Source organism: Spongiactinospora gelatinilytica, assembly GCF_003236385.1.
Classification (GTDB): domain Bacteria; phylum Actinomycetota; class Actinomycetes; order Streptosporangiales; family Streptosporangiaceae; genus Spongiactinospora; species Spongiactinospora gelatinilytica.
This window is the reverse complement of the sequence record NZ_POUA01000070.1, coordinates 1-24,561: the sequence shown is the minus strand read 5'-3', so window position 1 is coordinate 24,561 and position 24,561 is coordinate 1. Positions and strand designations below refer to the sequence as shown.

Annotated in this window: 26 protein-coding genes; 13 read left to right on the top strand and 13 right to left on the bottom strand. The window is 72.2% G+C overall.

All coding sequences use genetic code 11. The features are described from left to right. The 9 genes from C1I98_RS11955 to C1I98_RS11920 all read right to left on the bottom strand — a co-directional run. On the bottom strand, positions 1–1,164 hold a 1,164-nt coding region (locus tag C1I98_RS11955; RefSeq protein WP_199536881.1), incomplete at its 3' end, for a sensor histidine kinase. Further along, a complete protein-coding gene (locus tag C1I98_RS11950; RefSeq protein WP_111167236.1) occupies positions 1,161–1,835 on the bottom strand; it encodes a response regulator transcription factor in 675 nt (224 codons plus the stop codon). The genes C1I98_RS11950 and C1I98_RS11955, both read right to left, overlap by 4 nt. 9 nt (positions 1,836–1,844) lie before the next feature. Next, entirely contained in the window at positions 1,845–2,699 is an 855-nt protein-coding gene (locus C1I98_RS11945; RefSeq protein WP_111167235.1) for a S1C family serine protease, read from the bottom strand. Positions 2,700–2,717: 18 nt separating this feature from the next. Then, positions 2,718–3,665 (bottom strand): VWA domain-containing protein, encoded by a 948-nt coding sequence (locus tag C1I98_RS11940; protein WP_111167234.1) that lies wholly within the window; start codon positions 3,663–3,665, stop codon positions 2,718–2,720. Continuing rightward, on the bottom strand, positions 3,662–4,759 hold the full coding sequence (locus tag C1I98_RS11935; RefSeq protein WP_111167233.1) for a DUF58 domain-containing protein: 1,098 nt from the start codon (positions 4,757–4,759) through the stop codon (positions 3,662–3,664). The genes C1I98_RS11940 and C1I98_RS11935 overlap by 4 nt, the downstream gene beginning before the upstream one ends. Further along, positions 4,759–5,769, bottom strand: a complete 1,011-nt coding sequence (locus tag C1I98_RS11930; protein ID WP_233507794.1) for an AAA family ATPase — start codon at positions 5,767–5,769, stop codon at positions 4,759–4,761. Before C1I98_RS11930 ends, C1I98_RS11935 begins: the two co-directional genes overlap by 1 nt. Beyond that, entirely contained in the window at positions 5,766–5,933 is a 168-nt protein-coding gene (locus C1I98_RS41330) for a hypothetical protein (RefSeq protein WP_158557997.1), read from the bottom strand. The genes C1I98_RS11930 and C1I98_RS41330 overlap by 4 nt, the downstream gene beginning before the upstream one ends. Positions 5,934–6,122: 189 nt before the next feature. Beyond that, positions 6,123–7,505: a glycine--tRNA ligase gene (locus tag C1I98_RS11925; RefSeq protein WP_111167232.1), complete on the bottom strand. Its 1,383-nt coding sequence runs from the start codon at positions 7,503–7,505 to the stop codon at positions 6,123–6,125. A gap of 39 nt (positions 7,506–7,544) precedes the next feature. Next, complete coding sequence (locus C1I98_RS11920; RefSeq protein WP_111167231.1) at positions 7,545–7,847, bottom strand: antibiotic biosynthesis monooxygenase family protein; 303 nt, start codon at positions 7,845–7,847, stop codon at positions 7,545–7,547. 67 nt (positions 7,848–7,914) lie between these two features. On the opposite strand from C1I98_RS11920, the gene C1I98_RS11915 reads away from it, so the two are divergent. From C1I98_RS11915 to C1I98_RS11890, 6 genes are all read left to right on the top strand, one after another. Then, the gene (locus C1I98_RS11915; protein WP_233507793.1) at positions 7,915–8,358 is read left to right on the top strand and encodes a DUF6703 family protein; all 444 of its coding nucleotides are present in this window, start codon (positions 7,915–7,917) and stop codon (positions 8,356–8,358) included. A 115-nt stretch (positions 8,359–8,473) separates the two neighbouring features. Beyond that, positions 8,474–9,469, top strand: coding sequence for a metal ABC transporter substrate-binding protein (locus tag C1I98_RS11910; protein WP_111167229.1), 996 nt, complete (start codon positions 8,474–8,476; stop codon positions 9,467–9,469). A 105-nt stretch (positions 9,470–9,574) separates the two neighbouring features. Further along, entirely contained in the window at positions 9,575–10,366 is a 792-nt protein-coding gene (locus C1I98_RS11905) for a metal ABC transporter ATP-binding protein (protein WP_233507792.1), read from the top strand. 33 nt (positions 10,367–10,399) lie between these two features. After that, positions 10,400–11,233 carry a metal ABC transporter permease gene (locus tag C1I98_RS11900; protein ID WP_438672078.1) on the top strand — a complete coding sequence of 278 codons (834 nt, stop codon included), beginning with the start codon at positions 10,400–10,402 and terminating at the stop codon, positions 11,231–11,233. Then, a complete protein-coding gene (locus C1I98_RS11895) occupies positions 11,230–11,619 on the top strand; it encodes a Fur family transcriptional regulator (protein ID WP_111167228.1) in 390 nt (129 codons plus the stop codon). The genes C1I98_RS11900 and C1I98_RS11895 overlap by 4 nt, the downstream gene beginning before the upstream one ends. Before the next feature lie 123 nt (positions 11,620–11,742). Further along, complete coding sequence (locus tag C1I98_RS11890) at positions 11,743–12,291, top strand: CGNR zinc finger domain-containing protein (protein WP_111167227.1); 549 nt, start codon at positions 11,743–11,745, stop codon at positions 12,289–12,291. A gap of 43 nt (positions 12,292–12,334) precedes the next feature. Here the strand turns inward: C1I98_RS11890 and C1I98_RS11885 are convergent, their stop codons facing one another. Both C1I98_RS11885 and recO read right to left on the bottom strand, forming a co-directional pair. After that, a complete protein-coding gene (locus C1I98_RS11885) occupies positions 12,335–13,111 on the bottom strand; it encodes an isoprenyl transferase (RefSeq protein ID WP_111167226.1) in 777 nt (258 codons plus the stop codon). 21 nt (positions 13,112–13,132) lie between these two features. Next, positions 13,133–13,861, bottom strand: a complete 729-nt coding sequence (gene recO / locus C1I98_RS11880; protein WP_111167225.1) for a DNA repair protein RecO — start codon at positions 13,859–13,861, stop codon at positions 13,133–13,135. Between the two features lie 147 nt (positions 13,862–14,008). Between recO and C1I98_RS44995 the strand changes: the two genes are divergently transcribed. The 5 genes from C1I98_RS44995 to rocD all read left to right on the top strand — a co-directional run bounded on the left by C1I98_RS44995 (position 14,009) and on the right by rocD (position 18,988). Then, a complete protein-coding gene (locus C1I98_RS44995; protein WP_111167224.1) occupies positions 14,009–15,601 on the top strand; it encodes a CDP-alcohol phosphatidyltransferase family protein in 1,593 nt (530 codons plus the stop codon). Beyond that, positions 15,598–16,314 carry a DUF5941 domain-containing protein gene (locus C1I98_RS44990; protein WP_111167223.1) on the top strand — a complete coding sequence of 239 codons (717 nt, stop codon included), beginning with the start codon at positions 15,598–15,600 and terminating at the stop codon, positions 16,312–16,314. The genes C1I98_RS44995 and C1I98_RS44990 overlap by 4 nt, the downstream gene beginning before the upstream one ends. Before the next feature lie 72 nt (positions 16,315–16,386). Beyond that, entirely contained in the window at positions 16,387–16,836 is a 450-nt protein-coding gene (locus tag C1I98_RS11865) for an Lrp/AsnC family transcriptional regulator (RefSeq protein WP_199536880.1), read from the top strand. Between the two features lie 134 nt (positions 16,837–16,970). Continuing rightward, positions 16,971–17,774: a dimethylargininase gene (ddaH, locus tag C1I98_RS11860; RefSeq protein WP_233507791.1), complete on the top strand. Its 804-nt coding sequence runs from the start codon at positions 16,971–16,973 to the stop codon at positions 17,772–17,774. Then, positions 17,771–18,988 carry an ornithine--oxo-acid transaminase gene (gene rocD, locus C1I98_RS11855; RefSeq protein WP_111167220.1) on the top strand — a complete coding sequence of 406 codons (1,218 nt, stop codon included), beginning with the start codon at positions 17,771–17,773 and terminating at the stop codon, positions 18,986–18,988. The genes ddaH and rocD overlap by 4 nt, the downstream gene beginning before the upstream one ends. Here the strand turns inward: rocD and C1I98_RS11850 are convergent. Then, a complete protein-coding gene (locus tag C1I98_RS11850; RefSeq protein ID WP_111167219.1) occupies positions 18,985–20,544 on the bottom strand; it encodes an alkaline phosphatase D family protein in 1,560 nt (519 codons plus the stop codon). The genes rocD and C1I98_RS11850 overlap by 4 nt on opposite strands. 193 nt (positions 20,545–20,737) lie before the next feature. Here C1I98_RS11850 and C1I98_RS11845 point away from each other — a divergent pair, with 193 nt between their 5' ends. Continuing rightward, positions 20,738–22,051: a Glu/Leu/Phe/Val family dehydrogenase gene (locus C1I98_RS11845; RefSeq protein ID WP_233507790.1), complete on the top strand. Its 1,314-nt coding sequence runs from the start codon at positions 20,738–20,740 to the stop codon at positions 22,049–22,051. A gap of 921 nt (positions 22,052–22,972) precedes the next feature. Here C1I98_RS11845 and C1I98_RS11835 read toward each other — a convergent pair. Next, positions 22,973–23,917 carry an NAD-dependent epimerase/dehydratase family protein gene (locus C1I98_RS11835; RefSeq protein WP_111167217.1) on the bottom strand — a complete coding sequence of 315 codons (945 nt, stop codon included), beginning with the start codon at positions 23,915–23,917 and terminating at the stop codon, positions 22,973–22,975. A gap of 131 nt (positions 23,918–24,048) precedes the next feature. On the opposite strand from C1I98_RS11835, the gene C1I98_RS11830 reads away from it, so the two are divergent. After that, the coding region (locus C1I98_RS11830) for a TetR/AcrR family transcriptional regulator (RefSeq protein WP_146607384.1) at positions 24,049–24,561 on the top strand (513 nt) is incomplete at its 3' end.

The following is a 24,561-nucleotide window of genomic DNA, read 5'->3' as shown; positions in this document are numbered from 1 at the left end:
GGCGTCGGTGCCGCGGGCCGGGAGCCAGAGCACGAAGATGCTGCCCTGCCCCAGCCGGGTGAACAGCCGCACGTGCCCGCCGTGCGACTCCACGATCTGGCGGACGATGGCCAGCCCGAGCCCGGTGTGCCGGTCGCGCTCGCGCCGCCCGCCCCCAACCCGCCAGAACCGGTCGAACACCCGCTGGCTGTCGTCCTCCGACAGCCCCGGCCCGGCGTCGCGGACCGCCACCCAGATCCAGCCGGCCGACCGGCCCGCCGCCACGCGGATGTCGCTGCCGTGCGGGGCCAGCCGTACCGCGTTGGACAGCAGGTTGCCCACCGCGCGGCGCAGCGCGTCGTGGTCGCCGATGGCGACCAGCCCCGCCGGTGCGGCGCGGATGAGCCGCATGCCGCGCCCCGCCGCCAGGGTCTCGAAGTCGTCGCACGCCTCGGTGGCGACCGTGCCGACGTCCACGTCGGTGTCGGCGAGCGCGGGAGCCGTACGCCGGGCCGTGGCCAGCAGGTCCTCCACGAGCCGGGTCATCCGGGTGGTGGCCCGGTCCACGATCGCCGAGGCCCGGACGCGTTCCTCCTCGGTACTGTCCGGCGAGGTCAGTACCGTGTCCACGTTGGCCCGGATGATGGCCAGCGGGCTGCGCAGTTCGTGTGAGGCGTCGTCGATGAGCTGCCTTTGGGCGCGAAAGCCCGCCTCCAGCCGGTCCAGCATCGTGTCCACCGTGTCGGCCAGGTCGCGCAGCTCGTCCTTGGGCCCGCTCAGCCGGATCCGCCGGGACAGGTCGGTCGCCTGGATCTCGGCCGCCGCGCGGGTGATCGACCGCACCGGCCGCAGCACCCGCCCCGACAGCATCCACCCGATCCCGAGGCTCGCCACCAGCAGCCCGCCGAGCGCCACGAAAGCGTAGCGGCGCAGCGTGGCGAGGGTCTTGAGGTTGATCAGGTTCTCCCACTCCCGGACCCGTACGACCGGCTCGTGCCCCAGCACCGTCCCGGAGCGGTTGACGACCTCGGCGTACTCCTTCGACACCGGGCGTTCCTCGGTGGAGGAGGCCACGCCGTAGTAGAGCGCGCCCAGCACGGTGGCGGCCAGGAGGAAGAGCAGCCCGGAGTACAGGACGGTCAGCCGGAAGCGGATCGTCTGCATGAAGGCGGGCAGGTGTCTCACCCGAGCTCCTTCAGCCGGTAACCACGGCTGATCACGGTCTCGATGACGCCCTCGGCGCCCAGCTTGCGGCGCAGGTTGCCGACGGTGACCCGGACCGTGTTGGTGAACGGGTCGGTGTGCTCGTCCCAGACGTGTTCCAGCAGCTCCTCGCTGGAGACCACGTGCCCGGGGCGGGTCATCAGATAGTGCAGCACCCCGAACTCCTTGGGCGTGAGCGGCAGGCGGCGCTCGCCGTGGAACGCCTCCACGCGGGCGGTGTCCAGCCGCAGGCCGCCCACCTCCAGCACCGCCGTACGGCCGGCCGACCCGTCCCTGCGCAGCAGGGCGCGCACCCGCGCCAGCAGTTCGGGGAAGGCGAACGGTTTGACCAGGTAGTCGTCCGCGCCCTCGTCGAGCCCCCTGACCCGGTCGTCCAGCCGGTCGCGGGCCGTCACCATGATGATCCGCACCCGCTGGCCGTGCTCACCGGCCCGTACGGCACGGCACAGCTCGAAGCCGTCGCCGTTCGGCAGGTTCAGGTCGAGCAGGACGAGGTCGTAGGCGTTGATGTGGATCTTCTCTTCGGCCTCGGCGAAGTCGTAGGCGACGTCCACCGCGTACCCGGCCCGGACCAGGCCGACCCGCAGTGCCGCGACCAGGTCCTCTTCGTCCTCGACCACAAGAAGGCGCATGTCACGAACCTAATTCCGGATGATTCGCGCCGCGACCTCCGCGGCGCGGTCGATGGGGATGGCGAAACCGATGCCGATGGAGCCGCCGCTTCCGGACAGGATCGCCGTGTTGACGCCGATCACCTCGCCGCGGGCGTTGGCCAGCGGGCCGCCGGAGTTGCCGGGGTTGATGGAGGCGTCGGTCTGCAACGCCGTGGTCGTGCCGCCACCCTCGCCCAACGGTACCTCGCGATTCACCGCGCTGACGATTCCCGAGGTCACCGTGCCGGCCAGGCCGAGCGGCGAGCCCACGGCGAGAACGTCGTCGCCCACCGCGACGTCGGCGGAACGGCCGAGCGTGGCGGGTGCCGGGGAACGTCCGCCGTCCACGGCGAGCACGGCCAGGTCGTTGGCCGCGTCGAAGCCCACCACCCGGGCGGCGGCCCGGCCGCCGTCGTTGAAGACCACCGAGACCCTGGTCCTGCCGGACACCACGTGCTCGTTGGTGAGGACGTGCCCGGCGGCGTCGATCACGAAGCCCGAGCCGTTGCCGCGGCCGGTCTCCACCGAGACCACGCTGGGCAGTACCCGCGCGGCGACCTCGGCGCGGCCGGAGGCCACGGGGCCCGCCGGTGAACGCGGCGGCGTTGCGACGGGCGCGGCGGCCGCGCCGTTGAGCCGCACCCCGGCGACCCCGGCCGCACCGCCCACCAGCGCCGCCACCAGGGCGGCGACCACGGCCACCCGCACCGGCGGGCCGCCCCGACGAGACCTGGGAGCTTCGGATGGAGGCGAACCGAGTGGCGTGGGCGAGCCCGGAGGGGTGCGGAGGAAGTCAGGGCCGCGTGGACTGCCGAGGCCGAGCAGGTCCGGCTGGTCGCGCATCAGAAACCTTTCCTGCCGTCAGATCATCCGCGAGAACCACAGCATGGACGTCCCCGCCGCCAGGACCGCGCAGATCATTGCGAACCCGACGAACCACATCCAGATCTCCTGCCGTTCCAGCCGGTATCCGACGGAAGTGCCGATCGTGTCGTAGACGGCCCGCAGCTCATCCCCCGACGCCGCCTCGTGGAAGCCGCCGCCGGTCGCCTCGGCCACATCCCGCAGCGCGGGCCCGTCCACCGGGACGGGCACGGACTCGCCGTTGAGGTCCACCACGCCCGTGGGCGTGCCGTACGCGATGGTGGTGACCGGCACGCCGCGCGAGGTGGCGGCCTGCACCGCCGCGTCCACGGGCCGCCCGGTGGTGCTCGAACCGTCCGAGAGCAGTACGACGTGCGCGGGCGGCGGCGCGTCGCCGGCCTCGGCGTCCAGGGACCGGATCGCGTCCAGCGAGGAGAAGACCGCCTCGCCGATGGCGGTGCCCGAGCCGGTGGTGAGGCGGCCGATGGCGGTGAGTACGGCCTGGCGGTCGGTGGTGGGCGGCACGGCTATCGACGCGCTACCGGAGAACGCCACCAGACCGAGGTTGAAACGAGGGGGCAGCCCCTGGACGAACCGGCGGGCGGCCTGCTGCGCGGCGCTGAACCGGTCGGGGGCGACGTCGGTGGCCCGCATCGAGGCCGACACGTCGAAGGCGACCATGATGGTGGCCCGCTCCCTGGGCACCTGGACCTCGGCCGTGGGCCGGGCGAAGCCGACGATGAGCGACACCAGCATGAGCCCGAACAGGGCGGCCGGTACGTGCCTGCGCCAGCCGGACCGCCGGGGGACGACCTTGTCGAGCAGGTCCAGGTTGGTGAATCGGACGGCGTATCGGCTGCGCCGTAGGAACATGACCACATACACGACCCCGATACCGAGCGCGGGCAGGAGAAGCCAGAGCCAGACGGGTGAAAGGAGGCTCATCCGGGCCCTCCCGCCGCCGCAGTGGCCCTGCGCTGGGTCAGGACGTGCCGAATCAGGTCCGTGACCCAGTCCCGGTCGGTGCGCAGCCGCAGGTGGGCGGCCCCGGTACGGCGCAGCGCCGCTTCGACGGCTCCGCGCTGGGCGGCGGCAGCGGCGGCGTATCGCTCGCGCAGCCGGGCGCTCGCCGTGGAGACCTCCCTGCGCCTGCCGGTCTCAGGGTCCACGAGGGTGAGCATGCCGACGTCGGGCAGGGTCAGCTCGCGCGGGTCGATCACCTCCACGGCCAGGAGCTGGTGGCGGGTGGCCAGCCGCCGCAGCGGCCGTTCCCAGGTGCCGGGGTCGTCGAGGAAGTCGGAGACCACGACGACCAGGCCGCGCCTGCGCAGCATCCCGGCGAGCCGTTCGGCGTGCGGGCCGAGGGGCCGGCCGCGCTTCCCCGGCGCGGCCCGGGGCAGTACGGAGATCGCGTGCAGCAGCGCCATCAGGTGCGCCCTGCCACCGCGGGCGGGCACCACCCGCGCCCCGCCCACCACACCGCGCGGCACCCCCGCACCACCCGCCGAGTCGGGGGGTGTCGCCGCATTACCAGCCGAGCCGGACAACTCCCCGGCCCCACCTGCCGAACCACGCGGTATCCCCGTCCCGCCGAGTAGGCCGCGGCACATCCGCGCCACACCCCTGCCGTGCCGCGCCCCCGCCCCGGCCGGCGGGCCGCCGTGCAGGATGTGGGCGCCGATCCGGTTGCCCGCGCGTTCGGTGAGGAAGCCGACGGCGGCCACCGCGGCCAGCGCCAGGTCCCGTTTCTCCATGTCGCCGGTGCCGAAGTCCATGCTGGCGCTCGCGTCGAGCAGCACCCAGGTCTCCAGCTCACGGTCCGCGACGAGGTCCCGCACATGCGGCTCGGCGACCCTGGCGGTGACGTTCCAGTCCATCCGCCGCACGTCGTCGCCCACCAGGTACGGCCGGGCCTCCGCCGGCTCGGTGCCGGGCCCGGGGACCAGCCCCAGGTGGTCGCCCTGCAACAGGCCGTCCAGGCGGCGCGTGACGGTCAGCTCCAGGCGGCGCAGCGCGCGCCCGGCGAGCAGGTGCCGCATCAGGCCACCGCCTCCCTGCGGTGCGGCGCCACGACCGGCGCGGGGATCGCCGCGACGATGTCGGCCACGATCTCCCTGGGCCGCGCCCCGTCGGCGAGGCCCTCGAAGGACAGCACCAGCCGGTGGGCCATCACGTCCGCCGCCAGGTCGCGCACGTCCTCGGGCAGCACGTACTCCCGGCCGCGCAGCAGCGCCAGCGCCCGCGTGGCGGCCACCAGGCCGAGCGTGGCCCGCGGACCGGCCCCGAACGCCAGCACCGCGCCCAGCCCGGCCAGCCCGAACCGCCCGGGCTCCCTGGTCGCGTAGACCAGGCGCACGATGTACTCGGCCACCGCGTGGTGGACGAACACCTGCGCGGCGGCCCGCTGGAGGTCCACCAGCCGGTCCGGGTCAAAAATCCGTACGGCTCGCGGCGCGTCCGCGCTCATCCGGTACAGGATCGCCAGTTCCTCCGACTCCGTCGGATACCCGACGTCGATCTTCATCAGGAACCGGTCGCGCTGCGCCTCCGGCAGGTGGTAGACCCCTTCGGACTCGATCGGGTTCTGGGTGGCGAGCACCAGGAACGGCGCGGGCACCGGGTGCGTCCTGCCGCCGATGCTGACCTGCCGCTCGGCCATGACCTCCAGCAGCGCCGACTGCACCTTGGCGGGGGCCCGGTTGATCTCGTCGGCGAGCACGACGTTGGACATGATCGGGCCCAGCTCGATGTCGAAGCGCTCCGCCGAGGGCCGGTAGATCCGGTTCCCGATGATGTCGGCGGGCACCAGGTCGGGGGTGAACTGCACCCGGGAGAACGTCCCGCCGAGCACCGTGGCCAGGGTCTCGGCGGCGAGCGTCTTGGCGATCCCGGGCACGCCTTCCAGCAGGCAGTGGCCCCTGGCCAGTACCGCCACGAGCAGTCGTTCGACCATGTGGTCCTGGCCGACGATGACGCGTTTGACCTCGAACAGGGCCCGCTCCAGCCGGTCGGCGGCCGGCGTCTCGCCGGTCGGCGGCGGCCCTGTCACGGCTCGGTCACCGCCGGGTAGGGGCAGTCGTCCACGACGAGCCGCAGTTGCATCTGGGCGGTCGGGACGGGGTCGGGCGCGGCGGCGCTCCCGGTCGCCAGGAACGCGCCGCCACTCAGTGCCAGGACCCACACCGCGGACCTCAAGCGTGTCGTGCGTGCCATTGCCGAATCTCCGTATCTTTCGTCATCCTCATCACTTCTCGACATGGCCTATGTCATCAAAGGAAGCCGAAAACCGGTGTAAGGCGGGCACGAGAACGGCCCGGGCGCTTTCGCGCCCGGGCCGTCACGGCGGGTCTCCGCCCAGTCGTTGAGGTGCTCAGTCGTTGAGGTGCTCAGTCGTTGAGGTGCTCAGTCGTTGAGGTGCTGACGCAGGTAGGAATCGACCTGGTCGATGCCGATCCGCTGCTGCCCCATGGTGTCGCGCTCGCGGATGGTGACCGCGTCGTCCTGGAGGGTGTCGAAGTCGACCGTGACGCAGAACGGCGTGCCGATCTCGTCCTGGCGGCGGTAGCGGCGGCCGATCGCGCCCGCGTCGTCGAACTCGACGTTCCACCGGCGGCGCAGCGCGGCGGCGAGGTCGCGGGCCTTGGGCGACAGGTCGGTGTTGCGGGACAGCGGCAGCACCGCGACCTTGACCGGGGCGAGGCGGTGGTCGATCCGCAGCACCGTGCGCTTTTCCAGCACGCCCTTGGCGTTAGGGGCCTCGTCCTCGGCGTAGGCGTCGAGGAGGAAGGTCAGCACGCAGCGGTCGACGCCGGCGGCCGGCTCGATCACATAGGGGACGTAGCGCTCGCCCGAATCCTGCTCGAAGAACGACAGGTCGGTGCCCGACGCCTTGCCGTGCGAGGTGAGGTCGAAGTCGGTGCGGTTGGCGATGCCCTCGAGCTCGCCCCACTCGCCTCCGCTGAAGCCGAAGCGGTATTCGATGTCGACGGTCCGCTTGGCGTAGTGGGCCAGCTTCTCCTCGGGGTGCTCGAAGAGCCGGAGGTTGTCCTCCTTGATGCCGAGGTCGGTGTACCAGCGGTAGCGCTCGTCGATCCAGTACTGGTGCCACTCCTCGTCGCTGCCCGGCTTGACGAAGAACTCCATCTCCATCTGCTCGAACTCGCGGGTGCGGAAGATGAAGTTGCCCGGGGTGATCTCGTTGCGGAAGGACTTGCCGATCTGGCCGATGCCGAACGGGATCTTCCGGCGTGCCGACTGCTGCACGTTGAGGTAGTTGATGAAGATGCCCTGGGCGGTCTCCGGGCGCAGGTAGGCCAGGCCGGATTCGTCCTCGACCGGGCCGAGGTAGGTCTTCAGCAGGCCGCTGAACTGCCTGACCTCGGTGAAGGCGCCCTTGTTGCCACAGTTGGGGCAGGTGACCTCGGACAGGCCCGAGGGGGCGCGGCCGTGCTTGGCCTCGAACGCCTCCTCCAGGTGGTCGGCGCGGAAGCGCTTGTGGCAGGACTGACACTCGGTCAGCGGGTCCTTGAAGGTGTCGACGTGGCCGCTGGCCTCCCAGACCTCCCGGGCCAGGATCACACAGGAGTCAAGGCCGACCACGTCGTCGCGGCCCTGGACGACGGCCTTCCACCACTCGCGCTTGACGTTGTTCTTCAGCTCCACGCCGAGCGGTCCGTAGTCCCACGACGCCCGCAGCCCGCCGTAGATCTCGCTCGACGGGTATACGAGCCCGCGGCGCTTGGCGAGGCTGACGATGGTGTCCATCACGTCGGTACGTCGTGCCATTGGGTGTGTCTCCATCCGGCTGGAGGTCGGCGAGGAATTTCAACGAGATCCCAGCTTAGGGGACACGGGCGGGTCCACGTCCTCGAAGGCGCTGGGTTCGTTCAGCATCATCGTCATCAGCGGATACATCACGAGCCTGGCCGCCGACAGCGCCCGCCGGTAGAAGCCCGCGCCCTCCCACTCACAGACCAGCGCCCAAAGGCCGGGCTCGTCGACCGAGCGCCCGAGCCGGCCGCGCACGTATCCGGGCTGGCTCGCCAGCAGGTCGAGGATCTCGCGGGCCTGCTGGGCGAACTCGCCGGTCCGCGCGTCGGGCACCGAGTAACGGATGATCGCGAGCATCCGCCAAGCATGCCAGATCCGAGCAGGTGGGACGCACCGGGACGCCCCCCGGGGATAGGCTCGGCGGGTGGCCGAACAGCGTGATCCCAACTCCGAGGGTCGGCGCGTGCCGTCCCATCCGCTCGCCAGGCGCGCCGGGGAGCCCGGCGCCGGGAAGGGCGGCCCACCCAGGGGCGGCAAGAGCCGTCGGCCGCTGCCCCAGGGCGAGCAGTTCTTCACCCCGGGCGCGACCGGCTTTCGCAAGGCGGTCGAGGAGCGCAGCGCCGCCCCGCTGGTCTTTCTGTTCGGGCTGCCCCGCTGGGTGGTCCCGGTGCTCATGGTGGCCCTGCTGCTCGTCGGGTTCGCGGTGCCGGACTGGCGTGGCGGAGTGGCCGTGCTGCCGGTGGCCGGGTTCGTGGGGTGGCTGGCCTATATGTCGTGGCCATCGCTTCGCGTGGGTGGGCGGCTGATGCGGGTGGCGCTGCTGACGTTCCTGGCGCTGCTGGCCGCCGACCGGTTCGGGCTCTTCTGACCCACTCTGACCTGCCGAGATGTCGGGATTTGTCGGGTAGGAGCAGATCGCGAACTTCACCTCAGTGTCGCCACTTTTGACAACGGTTTTCATTCCGGGCCATACTTGTTATGTGATGTCCTACTTCTCCGGTCCATGGGGCCGCACCGCCGGTCTCACCGCCGGGGCCGCACTGCTGGCCGCCACCGCCGCCTGCGGCGCGGGACAGGCCCAGGGGGCGGGCGGCGACGCCAAGCCCCAGGTGATGGCCGCCTTCTATCCACTGCAATGGCTCACCGAGCGGGTCGGCGGGGGCGATGTGAGCGTCGTCCCGCTCACCAAGCCCGGCGTCGAGCCGCACGACCTCGAACTCACCCCGCGCCAGGTGGTCGGCCTGGCCGAAGCCGATCTGACGGTCTACATCAAGGGCGTGCAGCCCGCGCTGGACGAGGCCGTCGAGCACAACGCCAAGGACAAGGGCTTCGACGCGGCCACGGTCGTGCCGAAGCTGCCCGCCACCGGCGACGCCCACGAGCACGAGGGAGAGGCCGGCCAGGCGGGCCACTCCGCCGAGCACGAGGAGGGCGAGGCCGCGCACGCGCACGAGGGCGAGGCGGTCTCCTACGACCCGCACCTGTGGCTCGACCCGTCCAGGTTCGCCATCGTGGCGAACAAGCTGGGCGACCGGCTCGCCGCCGCCGACCCGGCGCGCGCCAAGGCCCACAAGGACCGCGCCGCCGCCGTGGCGGCCGAGCTGACCGCGCTCGACGCCGAGATGAAGCGGGGCCTCGGCTCCTGCGCCGGGCACGCGCTCGTCACCAGCCACGCCGCCTTCGGCTACCTGGCCGGCCGCTACGGGCTCGAGCAGGTCGGCATCAGCGGCATCGACCCCGAGGCGGAGCCCTCCCTGGCCCGGCTGGCGGAGGTGGAGAAGGTCGCCAAGCGGGAGAAGGTCACCACGATCTTCACCGAGGCGCTGGTCAGCCCCAAGGTCGCCGAGGTGCTGGCCAAGCAGGTCGGCGCCAAGACCGCGGTGCTCGATCCGCTGGAGAGCAAGCCCGCCTCGGGCGACTACCTCACGGCCATGCGCGCCAACCTGGCGACGCTGCGCACCGCGCTCAACTGCACCTGATCATGATCAACTCGGTCGCCCCCACTACACTCACCTGAAGTAACCGAAAGGAGACGCGGTCACTCTCCCTCGGCGCACGCCCCGGGACCCGCCCCGCGCAACCCGATGAGCCAACAGACGGTGTTCGCCATGACCGGCGGCCACGTCAGCCTGGACGGCCGCGCCGTCCTGCGCGGCGTGGACCTGCAGATCCGCGCCGGCGAGGTGGTGGCCGTGCTCGGCGCGAACGGCTCCGGCAAGTCCACCCTGATTCGCGCCCTGCTCGGCCTGGTGCCCCTCACCGCCGGCCGTACCGAGCTGTACGGCGTGCCCCCCGCCCGCTTCCGCGAGTGGCACCGGGTCGGCTATGTGCCACAGCGCCTGCTGGCGGGCGGCGGCGTGCCCTCGACCATCCGCGAGGTCGTCGCCTCCGGCAGGATCGCCCGCCAGCGGCGGCTGCGCCCGGCGAGCGCCGCCGACCGCGCCGCGATCGCCCGCGCGCTCACCGCGGTCGGCCTGGCCGACCGCGCCGGCGACCCGGTGGCCGCGCTGTCCGGCGGCCAGCAGCAGCGGGTGCTGATCGCCCGGGCGCTGGCCGGTGAGCCCGAGACCTTCGTGATGGACGAGCCCACCGCCGGAGTCGACGCGGCGAGCCAGGCCAACCTGGCCGACACGCTGTCCAAGCTGGTCGCGAGCGGCCGCACGGTGGTCCTGGTGGCCCACGAGCTGGGCCCGCTGGAGCCACTGATCACCCGCGCGGTGGTGATCAAGAACGGCCGCGTCGCGCACGACGGCGCGCCGCCGAGCGCGGTCGGCGCGCACGCGCTGCCCGGCCACGATCACGTCCATCCGCACGCCGAGCCGGCCGAGGGCGGGCCGCTCGCCTTGTCGCCCGGCACCGCCGCGGCCGGCGAGTGACCTTTCCGAACACGCCCGGCAGGGAGGCCCACGGTGCTTGAGCTGTTCCAGTCCCCGATCATGCAGCGCGCGCTGGTCGCCGGGCTGCTGGTCGGCCTGTCCGCGCCCGCAGTGGGCACCTTCATCGTGCAGCGCAGGCTCGCGCTGCTCGGCGACGGCATCGGTCACATCGCGCTGACCGGGGTGGCCCTCGGCTTCCTGACCGGCACCGCCCCGACGCTGACCGCCGTGGTGGTGGCGGTGCTCGGCGCGGTGGCCATCGAACTGGTACGCGAGCGCGGCCGGACCAGCGGCGACGTGGCGCTCGCACTGCTGTTCTACGGCGGCATCGCGGGCGGCGTGCTGCTCATCGGGCTCTCCAAGGAGGGCAGCAACGCCACGCTGATGTCCTACCTGTTCGGATCGGTCAGCACCGTCACCCAGGACGACGTCCTGGTGATCGGCGCGCTGAGCGCGGGGGTGCTCGGCGTGGTGCTGGTGTTCGGCCGCGAGCTGTTCCTGCTCTGCCAGGACCCGGAGGTCGCCAAGGCCAGCGGCCTGCCGGTGCGGTTCCTCAGCCTGCTGCTGGCCGTCACCGCCGCGCTCACCGTCGTGATCGCGATGCGCGTGGTCGGGCTGCTGCTGGTCAGCGCGCTCATGGTGGTCCCGGTGGCGGCGAGCCAGCAGCTCACCCGGGGGTTTCGGACGACCCTCCTGCTGGCGATGGTCTTCGGGGTGGTGGCGACGGTCGGCGGTCTGGGATACACGTACTACGTCAACGTCGCGCCGGGGGCGGGGATCGTACTGCTCGCCCTCTTGGGATTCGCCCTGGCTCTCGGTGTCGGTACATTCATACGCCGGAACCGAACCGGGGAGTCCAGACGATGACCAGCCGCCGCGATGCCGTATTCGACATCCTCCGCCACAGCGAGGGTTTTCGCAGCGCCCAGGACATCTACGCCGAGATGCGCGCGGAAGGCGCCAAGATCGGGCTCACCACCGTCTACCGGGCGTTGCAGGCGCTCGCCGACAACGGTGACGTCGATGTGCTGCGCACCGACGACGGCGAGGCCGTCTACCGGGCCTGCGCCAGCGGCACGCACCACCACCACCTGGTGTGCCGCCGCTGCGGGCGCACCGTGGAGGTCGCAGGACCGGCGGTCGAACGCTGGGCCGAGACCGTCGGCAGGGAGCACGGGTTCAGTGACATAACCCACACCGTCGAGGTCTTCGGCACCTGCTCCTCCTGTGCGGCGGGGCGGAAAGCGGGCTGACGGCCGTCCGTAACCGGCCCGTGGCGAGATTACGTCAGACATCGGCCACGAAGAGATAGGCTGGTGCCGCCACGGGGGTTATACGCTTCTCGACACGCGAGAACCGGCCCCGAAGGAGCGACCATGCCATTCGGCCACGACATGGTGCACTCGCTCAGCACCGTGGTGGACTTGATCAACACCTCCCCCACGGCTGGTGGCGAAGAGTGCCTGTCCGACCTCGGCCAGCTCGGCGAGCTCGTCGAGCGCTGGCAGGTGAGCGGCGTGGACGAGCTGGGATCTGGCGACCTCGCCCAGGTCCGCGCGCTGCGCGACGCCTTCCATCGGGTGTTCACCGCGCCCGACCAGGCCGCCGCCGTGATCCGGCTGAACACCCTGCTCGGCGAGACGCGGATGACGCCCCGGCTGACCGAGCACGACGGCCACCCGGTGCACGTCCACTACTTCGCGCCGGGCGCGTCGGTCGCCGAGCACCTGGCCGCCGACTGCGGCATCGCGCTGGCGCACCTGCTGGTGGAGGGCGAGTGGGAGCGGCTGCGCACCTGCGCCGCGCCCGACTGCGACCGTGTGTTCTTCGACGAGTCGCGCAACCGGTCGCGGGTCTACTGCGACAGCCGTACCTGCGGCAACCGGATGCACGTGGCGGCCTACCGGGCGCGCAGGAGGGCCTGAGCCGCCGGCGGGCGTGTCCTACCCGGGCACGCCCGCGCAAGGGTCAGACGGCCTCGTTGGGCACCGCGCCGCCGTACCTGCGGTCGCGCTTGGCGTAGATCTCGCACGCCTCCCACAGGTCGCGGCGGTCGAAGTCGGGCCACAGCCGGTTCAGGAAGACCATCTCGGCATAGGCCGACTGCCACAGCAGGAAGTTGGACGTGCGCTGCTCGCCGGAGGACCGCACGAACAGGTCGACGTCGGGGATGTCCGGCTCGTCGAGGTAGCGGTGGAAGGTCCGCTCGGTGACCTTCCCGGCCCGGACCCGCCCGTCGGCGATGTCCTGGGCCAGCTTGACGACCGCGTCCAGGATCTCCGCGCGGCCGCCGTAGTTGACACAGAACTGCAGGGTGAGGGCCCGGTTGGCGCGGGTCATCTCCTCGGCGTCCTGCAACTCCTTGATGACGCTCTTCCACAGCCGCCCAGGCCGCCCGGCCCAGCGGACCCGGACGCCCATCGCGTTCAGCTCGTCGCGGCGGCGGCGGATCACGTCGCGGTTGAACCCCATGAGGAACCGCACCTCATCAGGCGACCTCCGCCAGTTCTCGGTCGAGAAGGCGTAGGCGGAGAGGTAGGGGACGCCCAGTTCGAGCGCGCCCTCGATCACGTCGAACAGCGATGCCTCGCCGGCCTTGTGGCCTTCGGTGCGAGGCAGGTTCCGCGCCTTGGCCCACCTGCCGTTGCCGTCCATCACGATCGCCACGTGCCTGGGGACCAGGTCACGCGGGATGGGGGGCGGGATCGCCCCGGACGGATGCTGGGACGGGGGACGGACGTTCACCTGTTGCTCCTTCTGCGCCGGTCATACGCGCTCTACATGCCGAAGAGAGCGTATGCCGTGCTCCAGGTGCCATTGCAGATAAGCGGCGACAAGGCCGCTGCATTCGGTGCGATGGCGGGCCTGGGAGGCGTCCGCGGACGCCCAGTCGCCGCGCAGCAGGGCGAGCATGAGCGCGACCGTCTCCGCGGCCGGGACCGACGCCCCGGCCGGGCGGCAGTCGCCGCACACCACGCCGCCCGCCACGATGGCGAACGCGCGCACCGGCTCGGCCGAGCAGCGCGCGCAGGTCTCCAGGGCGGGGGCGTATCCGGCCACGGCCAGGGAGCGCAGGAAGTAGGCGTCGAGCACCAGGCGGGGCTCGTGCTCGCCGTCGGTCAGCGCGCGCAGGCCGCCGACCAGCAGCAGGAAGTGGCGCAGCGCCGGTTCCTTCTCCGCGACGGTGAGCTTGTCGGCCGTCTCCAGCATCGCGCTGCCCGCGGTGTAGCGGGGGTAGTCGGCCGCCAGCCGCTCGCCGTACGGCCGCAGGGTCTCGGCCTGGGTGACCACGTCGAGCGTGCGCCCGGTGTGGAACTGCACGTCGACGTGGGTGAAGGGCTCCAGCCGCGCGCCGAATCTGGAGGTGGTGCGCCGCACGCCCTTGGCCACGGCCCGCACCTTGCCGGTGCGTCTGGTCAAGATCGTGACGATCCGGTCGGCCTCGCCCAGCTTGTGCGTGCGCAGCACGACGCCTTCGTCACGGTAGAGACTCACCCGCCCAGTCTAGGATCGAGCATCGCGGATGAATCACGGGTAAACCTCGGATGGACCCTCTTGACCGATAGGTCACTAGACTTTGCCGTCTGGCGACCTCTCTCGCGCCATCTTTACCCGCAACTGCACGCTGCCTGAAAGGGTGTCATGACCCGCGTGGTCCTGCTGGGTTCATCCCCCGGCCCGAATCCGCCCGCCCACCGGCCGCTCCTCGCCGCGCTGCCGGGCTCCCCCACGGTCACCGGCCGGCTGCACGGCCAGCTCGCGTCGCTCGATCCCCACCCCGTCACGATCGTCCGCGCCGACCGCGCCCGCGATCACGAGGGCTACCCCGGCACCCTGGTCACGACCTCCGATCTGGCCGGCGATCTGCGGGCGCTGGCCGACGCGGTCGAGGACGCCACGGAGAGCCTGCTCATCCTGCCCGCCGACTCGCTGATCCACGACGAGCTGATCTACCAGATCACCAAGTCCAAGCGCGGCGCGCTGGCCCTGGTCGCCAAGGAGCCACGCGAGCTGCGTGAGGGTCTAGCGGGCGAGAACGGCGACGCCGACGACAACGGCGAGGGCGACGACGACCGGGTGCCCATCGACGAGGCCGAGCCGGAGATCTCCGACCGCCTCTACGAGGGCCTGGCGGTCCGCGCCCGCGTGGGCAAGTCCAGGGTGATCTCGGTCGGCTCCGCCTTCCACGCGGTGACCCGCCCCAACGCGGTGCTGCTGGGGCCGCTGCACCTGCACCACAAGCACGCCGCCACGCTGGCCGAGGCGGCCCGCGAGCTGGCCGGGATGGCCCATCTGCTCGGCCCGGAAGACGACCTGGCCCAGTTGCTGGTGCTGTGCCTGGTACGCCGGGGCGTGTCCGTCGGCGTCCGGGGCCGGCGCGACCTGTTCTTCCGCCGGGTCTCCGGCCGGCAGGCCGCCGACGAGGCGGTCGCCGAGATGGCCGGCTTCGACGAGGACCGCGCCCGGCTCAACAACGCGGTCAAGGGCGCCGACGGCTTCTTCACCACGTACTTCGTCAGCACCTACTCCCGCTTCATCGCCCGCTGGGCGGCCCGGCGCGGGCTGACCCCCAACCAGGTGACGCTGATCTCCATCTTCCTGGGAGTGGCGGCTGCCGCGGCCTTCGCCACCGGGACCCGCGCGGGGTCGGTGGCGGGGGCGGTGCTCATCTACTTCGCGTTCGTCTTCGACTGCGTGGACGGCCAGGTCGCCCGGTACGCCCGCAAGTTCGGGGTGCTCGGCGCGTGGCTGGACGCCACCTTCGACAGGTTCAAGGAGTACGTCGTCTTCGCCGGGCTGGCCATCGGGGCCGCGGTGGCGGGACAGGGCGACGTGTGGACGCTGGCGCTCGTGGCGCTGGCCGTGCAGTCGGTGCGGCACCTGCTCGACTTCTCCTACGGCGCGGCGAGCCGGCGCAAGCCGCCGTCCCTGCTGCCGACGCTCGCCCTGGCCGTCAGCGCCGACACCGCGCTGCGCCAGAAGCTGGCCGAGCGCAAGCTGTCCCGCCAGACCGGCGTGCGCGGGCTGCTGCGGATGTGGTCGCGGGCCGGGCGCGTCCGCGCCGTCCACTGGGCCCGCAAGATGATCGTCTTCCCGATCGGCGAGCGGTTCGCCGCCATCGCGATCACCGCCGCCTTCTTCGAGCCGCGGATCACCTTCCTGACCCTGGTCATCTGGGGCTCCATCGCCGCCGCGTACACGCTCACCGGACGTCTCGTTAGGTCGCTCGCATGATCACCCAGCCTCAGCGCACCCCTGTCACCCAGCCCGACCCCGACGAGGAGCGCCGCCGCATCCAGACCGCGCGGCTGCTCGCCTACCGCGACGACGGCCCGCTGCTCGCCGGGCTGCGCCGGGTCACCAAGGCGGGTCTGCCGCCGGTGCCCGCCGCCCTGGCGTCGCTGGCGGCCGTGGCCGCGATCGGCGCGGCCGGGATGTTGGAGCCGGGGCCGATGCTGCTGGTCCCCGCGCTCGTCATGGTGCTGCTGGTCGGCCCCACGGCCACCCGCGACCACCTGGGGCGGTTCGACTGGCTGGTGCCGCCGCTGATCAGGGGCGGGGAGTTCCTGGTGCTGCTGCTCGTGGGCATCACCGCGGACGTGCCCAAGTGGCTGCTGTTCGTGCTGGTCTACGTCGTGGGTTACCACACCTACGACACGGTGTACCGCACCCGGCAGAGCATCTGGCCGCCGGCGTGGGTGTTCCTGGCCGGTCTGGGGTGGGAGGTCCGGCTGCTGCTGATCGGCGCCGGCGCCGCGCTCGGCGTGGCGACCTGGGTGGTCGCCGTGCTCACGCTCTATCTGGGCGTGCTGTTCGCGGTGGAGAGCGTGACGAGCTGGGTGCGTCTGGACAAGGCGTCGGCGTCGCGGGCGGCGGAGTCCGACGACCTGGAGGCATCGCCGGAGGAAGTGCAGGAGCAGGCCACCGGCGACGCCGAGCGCGGCTGAACACACCCGCCATCCGTACGCCCGAGGGGCCGCGTTACCCACGCGGCCCCCTTTTCGGCTATGACATGCACTGTGGAGTTGGACGGGCTGGATCGCGCCATCATCAAGGCCCTCGTCGATGACGCGAGGGCGACCTATGCCGAGATCGGGCATGAGGTCGGGTTGTCCGCCTCCGCCGTCAAGCGGAGGGTCGATCGGCTGCGCGGGATCGGGGCCATCACCGGGTTCTCCGCGAGGGTCGCGCCGCGCGCCCTGGGCTGGACCACCGAGGCGTACGTCGAGCTGTACTGCCGGGGCAAGACCTCGCCCGCAGAGATCGGGGTGGCCGTGGCCCGTCACCCGGAGGTCGTCTCGGCCTGCACGGTGACCGGCGAGGCCGACGCGCTGCTGCACATCAGGGCCTCCGACATGCGGCACGTCGAGCAGGTCATCGAGCGGATCGCGGCCGAGCCGTTCGTGGTGCGCACCAAGAGCGCGGTCGTGCTCACCCGGCTGGTCAACGGATCGCCGCTGATCGGCTGAACAACGCAACCGATCCGCGCGCACGCGCAACACACCACACTTGGCCTGCGCAAACGCGCGTTCTTATGCTGATCTCGCCCTTCCGCACGGCGATGTGTCCGCACGGCGGCCCCTCAGCTTCGATGGAGCCAGGTATGAGCGTGCCACGCAGGCGTTACCTTATGTGCCGGCCCGACTACTTCGCGGTCGAATACCGGATCAACCCCTGGATGGACCCCGCAAGGGGCGCCGACCGCGACCTCGCGGTGCGGCAGTGGGAGGACCTGAAGTCGGTCTACGAGGATCTGGGCCACACCGTGGACGTGATCGACCCCGTGGAGGGCCTGCCGGACATGGTCTTCGCCGCCAACGGCGCCCTGGTCGTGGACGGCCGGGTGTACGGCGCGCGGTTCACCCACCCCGAGCGCGCCGACGAGGCCGGGGCCTACCTGCGGTGGTTCACCGGCCACGGCTTCACCGAGGTCAAGGTCCCGTCGTACACCAACGAGGGCGAGGGCGACCTGCTGGTGGTGGACGACCTCGTGCTCGCCGGCACCGGGTTTCGCACCGACGTGGCGGCGCACCGGGAGGTCCAGGAGTTCACCGGCCACCCGGTGATCACGTTAGGGCTGGCCGACCCGCGGTACTACCACCTTGACACCGCTTTGTGCCCGCTCGGCGGCCGGGACATCGCCTACCTGCCGCAGGCGTTCACCCCGGGCAGCCGGGCGGTCCTCGAACGGTTGTTCCCCGACGCGCTGATCGCCACACCGGCCGACGCCGCGGCCTTCGGGCTCAACTCGGTCTGTGACGGAAAGAACGTGATCATCAACCATGAGGCCGCCGACCTGCAGCTCGAACTGAAGCGCCGGGGTTACGAGGTGATCCCGGTACAGACGTCCGAACTTCGCAAGGCGGGCGGCGGCCCCAAGTGCTGCACCCTGGAGATCCGGAAATGACTCTCTTGCCGAAGACCGCGGAGTACGTCGAGCGGAGTGAGCGGAGGAGCGCGCACAACTACCACCCGCTGCCCGTCGTGGTGGAACACGCCGAGGGGGCGTGGGTCACCGACGTCGACGGCCGGCGTCTGCTCGACTGCCTGGCGGGCTACTCCTCACTGAACTTCGGGCACGGCAACCCGGCGATCCTGGCCGCCGCCCGCGACCAGCTCGACCGACTCACGCTGACCAGCCGCGCGTTCCTGCACGACCGGTTCGCCGACTTCTGCGCCGCGCTCGGCGACCTCACCGGCAAGGACATGATCCTGCCGATGAACACCGGCGCCGAGGCCGTGGAGAGCGCGATCAAGGTGGCCCGCAAGTGGGGCTACGAGGTCAAGGGCGTGCCCGCGGACATGGCCACGATCCTGGTCGCCGAGAACAACTTCCACGGCCGGACCACCACGATCGTGGGCTTTTCCACCGACCCGGACGCGCGGGGCGGCTTCGGCCCGTTCACGCCGGGCTTCCGGGTGGTCAAGTACGGCTCGGCCGACGCGATCAGGGACGCGATCGACGACACCACGGTGGCCGTGCTGATCGAGCCCATCCAGGGCGAGGCCGGGGTGCTGGTGCCGCCGGACGGCTACCTGACCCAGGTCAGGGAGATCTGCTCGCGGCGCGGCGTGCTGATGATGGCCGATGAGATCCAGTCCGGGCTCGGCCGTACCGGCGAGACCTTCGCCTGTGACCATGAGGGCGTCGTCCCGGACGTCTACATCCTGGGCAAGGCGCTGGGCGGCGGCGTGGTGCCGGTCTCGGCGATCGCGGCCGACGCGGGTGTGCTCGGCGTGCTCAAGCCCGGCCAGCACGGCTCCACCTTCGGCGGCAACCCGCTGGCCTGCGCGGTCGGCATCGCCGTGGTGGAACTGCTCCGCACCGGGGAGTTCCAGCGGCGCGCCAGGGTGCTGGGCGCGGTGCTGCACGAACGGCTGCGCGGCCTGGCCGGGCACGGCGTGACGGCGGTCCGTGGGCGCGGCCTGTGGGCGGGGGTGGACATCGATCCGGCGCTGGCCACCGGCAGGCAGGTCGGCGAGGCGCTGCTCGCCCGGGGCGTGCTGGTGAAGGACACCCACGGCAGCACGATCAGGATCGGCCCGCCGCTGGTGATCTCCGAGGAGGACCTGCACTGGGCGGTGGACCGGCTGGCGGACGCGCTCAGCGACCTCCGTTAGCGGGTCAGCCGCTCCCCGCGCCCGGGGCTGTGCCAGTACACGGAGGGCACCTCACCGAGGGTGAGGGTGGCCACCGTGTTGCCGAACCACGGCCCCCGGCGCAACCGCCAGCGCAGCGGCGGGCGGGGCACCCCGGCGAGCCGGGCCAGCCGGCCGCCGGCCAGCCCGGCCACCGCCACCGACGCCACCACGTTGGCCAGCCGTAGCACCCGGCTCAGCGGGTTGCGGATCGGCGAGCACACCACCTGGTAGACCGGCAGCCCGCGGACCTCGGCGAGGTAGGAGTAGTGGACGTCGCCGGACAACACGATCACCGTCCCGCCGGCGGCGGCCAGCAGCCGGCACATGTCGGTGAACGACCGCCGGAACGCCGCCCAGTGCTCCAGGTCGACCGCCTGCCGCAACACCTCCGACCAGCGGGCCGCGCGGCGGCCCCAAACCCCGTCGCACAGCGCCTCGTTCCAGCTCTCCACGTGATGGATGCCGCTGGGCAGCAGCACCGGTATGGAGGAGCCGATCACCACGCGCCGGCCGTCCGCGTCCATCTGCCGGGTGAACCACTCCCACTCGCCGTCGTCGAGCATCCGCCGGTCGCCGGGGGTGAGCCGCCTGGCGCAGCGGGTGTCGAGCATGATCAGGCGGGTGTCGCCGAGGTCGCGGGCGTAGCTCCAGCGGTTCTGCGCGGGGTCCTCGTCGGCCCTGGCGGCGAACGCGTCGAGCAGGTCGCCGCCGTCGCCCTCGTGCGTGCGCAGCCGGGACAGCAGCGGGTCGGCGGCCCGCTCCCCCGGCGACAGGTTGCCGAGGTGCTGGTAGACCCAGTACGCGCCGAGCCCGGCGACCAGCCTGCGCCGCCACCAGGGCTGCGCGCTCATCTTCTCGCGCCAGGCCGCGGAGGTGTTCCAGTCGTCCCGCAGGTCGTGGTCGTCGAAGATCATCGCGGACGGTACCGTCGAGAGCAGCCAGCGGATCTCCGGCTCGGCCCACGCCTGCCGGTACAGCGCCGCGTACTCCCCGAAGTCGGCGATCTCCCCGGCCGGCTCACCGCCCCTGGCGCGGACGGCCTGCAGCACCTCGCCGCCGGGGGCGTCGGCGTAGACCTGGTCGCCGAGGAGCAGCAGCAGGTCGGGCCACTCGGCGTCGGGGGTCTCGCGCAGCCGCATGCCGTACTCGCGCAGCGTGTCCACGCCGTGCGAGAGCAGGTGCGCCGCGTCGTGCGGCACGCTGGTACGGCAGGAGCCGAACAGCATCCGCAGCGGCCGGGACCCCGACGGCAGCCTGATCCGGCTGGGCGGGGCGTCGGGGCCGTCGGCGGGCGGCCAGACCCGCTCGCCGTCCAGCTCCACCGTGTACGGCACGCCGCCCTCCGCAGCCGGAGGCTCCGGCCATACCAGGTCGGCGATCGCGTAGTGGTGACCATGCACGGTGAACGTGGCGGTCTCCACACGTATGTCGCCCGCCTCCACCGCGACCCGCCCGGGCCGCGCGGTCTCCACCCACACGCTCGCGCTGGTGGCGTCGGCGTAGCGCAGCATGGGGCCGACCAAGAGATCCGCCACGGGACACCCCGCCTTCCGGTGCGACACAACCGTACATTCTCCGCGTCGAAGCCTGTCATATTGGCACGTTCCCATGAACACGATCACGTTGTTGGATCAAGATGGGATATCGGCGGCGGGACAACGGCGCCCCGCCTCCGCCCGAACGACCCGACTCGCGGGGCGCGTGCGCCCCGCCCAACCGGAGGTCTTCATGACCGTCATGGTGCCGCCAACGGCGTCGGCCACCACCACTACCAGCACCGGCGCGGTCCCCGCGGCCGGTTCCGCCGGCCGCCAGGCCCTCGACACCGCGCTCTTCCAGCTCGGCCAGGCGGCCGAGCACCTCGGCCTCGACGACGGCCTGCACCGGATGCTCGCGACCCCGCGGCGTTCGCTCACCGTCTCGGTCCCCGTCCGCCGCGAGGACGGCCGGATGGACGTCGTCCAGGGCTACCGCGTCCAGCACAACGTCTCCCGCGGCCCGGCCAAGGGCGGCATCCGCTTTCACCCGGACACCGACCTGTCGGAGGTCACCGCGCTCGCCATGTGGATGACGTGGAAGTGCGCGCTGGTCGGCATCCCCTACGGCGGCGCCAACGGCGGCGTCGGCGTCGATCCGGCCACGCTGACCACCCGCGAACTGGAGCGGGTCACCCGCCGCTACGTCAACGAGATCCTGCCGCTGATCGGCCCCGACCAGGACATCCCGGCCCCCGACGTGGGCACCGACGAGCAGACCATGGCCTGGATCATGGACACCTACTCGGTGAACGCGGGCTACTCGGTGCCCGGGGTGGTCACCGGCAAGCCGACCATCCTCGGCGGCTCGCTGGGCCGGGCGGGGGCCACCGCGCGCGGTGTGCAGATCGCCACGATGGCCGCGCTCGGCGACCGCGACCCGGCCGGGGTCACCGTGGCCGTGCAGGGCTTCGGCAAGGTCGGCGCGCCCGCCGCCCGGTACCTGGCCGACGCCAGGTGCCGCGTGGTGGCCGTCTCCGACGCCACCGGGGCGATCACCGACCGCGCCGGGCTCGACGTGGCGGCGGTACGCGCGCACGTCGCCGAGGCGGGCGGCGTCGCCGGTTATCCGCGCGCCGACGCGCTGAGCCATGCCGACCTGCTCGGCCTCGACGTCGGCGTGCTGGTGCCGGCCGCCCTGGAAGGCGTGCTGACCGCCGAGACCGCGCAGAAGGTCAGGGCCCGGCTCGTCGTCGAGGGCGCCAACGGGCCGACCACTCCGGCGGCCGACGACGTCCTCGCCGACGCGGGGGTCACCGTGGTCCCCGACATCCTGGCCAACGCGGGCGGAGTGATCGTGTCCTACCTGGAGTGGGTCCAGAACATGCAGGCCTACACCTGGAGCGCGGGCGAGGTCGAGGTCAAGCTGCGCGACCTGATGGAGCAGGCTTACGCGGAGGTCGGCGCGCTGGCCGCGGACGAAGGGCTGACCCTGCGGCGGGCCGCGCACGCGATCGGCGTCTCCCGGGTCGCCGAGGCGCACCGGCTCAGGGGCCTTTATCCCTGATAGAGGGGGGCTTTACCGCTCACCCGGGTTGCCGCCGGTCACGTAGGGTAACCGGAGATGTGTGATCACGCGGCTGGGTTCGATGCTGGTTCTCCTTGTTTCCACACTCCCTGGGACGGTGGCGTACGCCGCCGTCCCGGAGGAGGTTCCGCGACGACTCGTCCGCACCCCGGGCGGTGACCGCTTCGGCTACGCGCCGGTGGCCCGCCCGTACACCAGGGCCCTGCCGGAGCGGGCCACCGGGCTGCTGGTCAGCCGTGACCCGCTGACCGGCGCCGAGCGCCGCTGCGGAGCGGCGGTGGTCGCCTCGCGGAGCCGCAGCCTGGTGCTCACCGCGGCGCACTGCCTGTTCGACAACGACGGGCAGGCGCGGCGCTGGTACGACCAGGTGACGTTCGTGCCTGCCTACGGCGGTTCCGGGGCGGGGGGCGCCCCGCTCGGGGTGTGGCGGGCCGCCCGCACATGGGTGGCGCGCCCCTGGCGCACCCGTTCCTACTCCACCGGGGTGATCCCGCACGATGTGGGGGTGGTGGGCGTCGAGCCGGACGCGTCCGGGCGGCGGCTGGAGGACGTCACCGGCCCCGGCCTGCGGCCGGTGTCCACCCGCAGGGGCGACGGCCGGGTGAAGGCGCTGAGCCTGCTCGGGTATCCCTCCGAGCTGGGCTATCCGGGCGATGCGATGTACCGCTGCTCGGGGCGGGCCGCCGAGGCGCGGACCCCGGGGCCGGGGATGCTGGTGACCCGCAACTGCCAGATCGTCAGGGGCCACAGCGGCGGCCCGGCGATCTCGGGCACGACGGTGGTGGGAGTGGCCACCTCGTCCTCCCCCTACCGTGATCCGGACGGGTTCTCGCTGATCGCACGGCTGTCGCCGCCGCGGATGCGCGGCCTGCTGGCCTCGGCCGAGCGGGGCATGGCCGCCTACGCCGCCGCCGCGGCGCGCTCGCGCCACCAGGCGACGGTCGCCGACAGCGCCTCGCCGGCCGGGGTGGGGGCGACGCCGAACGTGTTCTGGAAGGCCGAGGAGTCCAGTACGAACGGCCGGGCGAACTGGTAGCGGACGTGCTTGATCTCGCCGAGCATCGGGTTGGCGAGGCCGAGGGCGTCGATCATCCACGCCGGGTAGGAGCCGACCTTGGGCATGGCGACCCCGGCCAGTTCGCTCATCCGCTCGGCCACCTGGCGGTAGCTCATCGGCGGGGCCGTGGGGATGTGCCAGGCGCGGCCCCAGGACCGCTCGTCGGTGCCGGCGATGGCCAGGGCGGCGGCCGCGTCGGGGATGTAGGTCCAGCTGTGCGGCTGGTCGGGGTCGGCGACGTGCTTGAGCGCCTTGCCGGCCAGCAGCCTGGGGACGAAGCGCTCGCCGAGGTGGGACTGGTCGAGCGCGCCGGGCCCGAAGAAGTCCGAGCCGCGCACCTCGGTGCAGCGGATGCGGCCCGCCCGGTGGGCCGCGAGCGCCTGCTCCCACATGCGGACGCGTACCTGGGCCTTGACACTTTCCGGCCGCAGCGGCAGGTCCTCGGTCATCGGGCCGGTCGGCGGGGCGTACACGTACAGGTTGCCGAGCATGACATAGTCCGCGCCGGTGGTCTCGGCCGTGCCGAGCAGCGAGCCGGCGATCGGCGGCCAGTCGGTCGGCCAGCGGTGGTAGGGCGGGTTGACGCAGTTGTAGAGGGTGTCCGCGCCCCGGGTGAGGGCGGTGAGCGCGGTTTGGTCGGCGGCGTCGACGGCGGCCCGCCGTACGCCGGGCAGGTCCGGGCCCGAGCCCGACCTGCTGACCACGACGACTTCGTGCCCGAGCCCGGCCAGTTGCCTGACCAGCTCGCTGCCGACCTGCCCCGCTCCCACGACGACGTGCTTGCCCATGGCGACCTGTCCTTCTCCCTCGGGACCCGAGTGGATCGGCGAACCGTTACGAGAGCAATGCTCTCCAGAAGGTGCGGCTGTGTCAAGAGCAGTGCTCTCGTTTCCTTCTGGTGCTCTGCTAAGGTGGGCCCATGAACGCCGGGCGCACCGCACGGGAGAGAGTCCGTGCCGAGCTGACCAGGGAGATCGCCGACATCGCACGCAGGCGGCTCGCCACCCACGGGGCCACCGGGCTGTCACTGCGGGCGGTCGCACGGGAGATGGGCATGGTCTCCTCCGCCATCTACCGCTATTTCCCCAGCCGCGATGACCTGCTGACGGCCCTCATCATCGACGGCTACAACTCCATCGGCGAGACGGTGGAGCGGGCCGACCGCGCGTGTCCGCCCGGCGACCACATGGGCAGGTGGCTCGCCGTCTGCCGGGCCGTACGCGGCTGGGCGCTGGCCAACCCGCACGAGTACGCCCTGCTGTACGGCTCGCCGGTGCCCGGCTACCAGGCTCCCCAGGACACCGTCGCGCCCGCCATCCGCGACGTCACCGTCTACGGAGCCATCCTGGCCGCCGCGCACGAGGCCGGGCATGACGCGGCGCAGCCGTTCGGCGTCGGCGGGCCAGGCGTCCCGGGGAGGGGCGGGAAAGCC